This window comes from Streptomyces sp. Ru72 (genome assembly GCF_002920635.1).
Classification (GTDB): Bacteria; Actinomycetota; Actinomycetes; order Streptomycetales; family Streptomycetaceae; genus Streptomyces.
The window spans coordinates 1-550 of sequence record NZ_PQSR01000251.1 but is presented as its reverse complement, the minus strand read 5'-3'; the positions used below and the strand labels follow the sequence as shown (position 1 = coordinate 550).

1 pseudogene is annotated in these 550 nt (G+C 67.3%); it reads left to right on the top strand.

Annotation, left to right across the window (positions count from 1 at the left end):
- Positions 1-550, top strand: a pseudogene (locus C3488_RS39760) (alpha-1,4-glucan--maltose-1-phosphate maltosyltransferase); the annotation flags it as partial.

Sequence of the window (550 nt, the reverse complement as noted above, 5' to 3'; positions counted from 1 at the left end):
CATGCGGCCGAACTTCTTCGTGAACACCCCGGACATCCTGCATGCGTATCTGCAGCGCGGGGGGCGGCCCGCGTTCGAGGTGCGGGCGGTGCTGGCGGCGACGTTGTCGCCGACGTGGGGGGTGTACTCGGGGTACGAGTTGTGTGAGAACGTGCCGCTGCGGGAGGGCGGCGAGGAGTATCTGGACTCGGAGAAGTACCAGCTCAGGCCCCGGGACTGGGAAGCCGCCGAACGCGAGGGACGCAGCATCGCCCCCCTCATCGCGAAACTCAACGCGGTCCGACGGCGGCACAGCGCCCTCCACCGGCTCAGGAACCTGCACTTCCACCACACGGACAACGACGCGGTCATCGCGTACAGCAAGCGCACGAGCGCTGACGCCGACACGGTCGTGGTCGTGGTCAACCTCGACCCTCACCACACCCAGGAGGCGACGGTCTCCTTGGACATGCCGCGACTCGGCCTCGACTGGCACGAGACCGTCCCGGTGCGCGACGAGCTCACCGGTGTCATCTATCACTGGGGCAGGGCCAACTATGTACGTCTCACG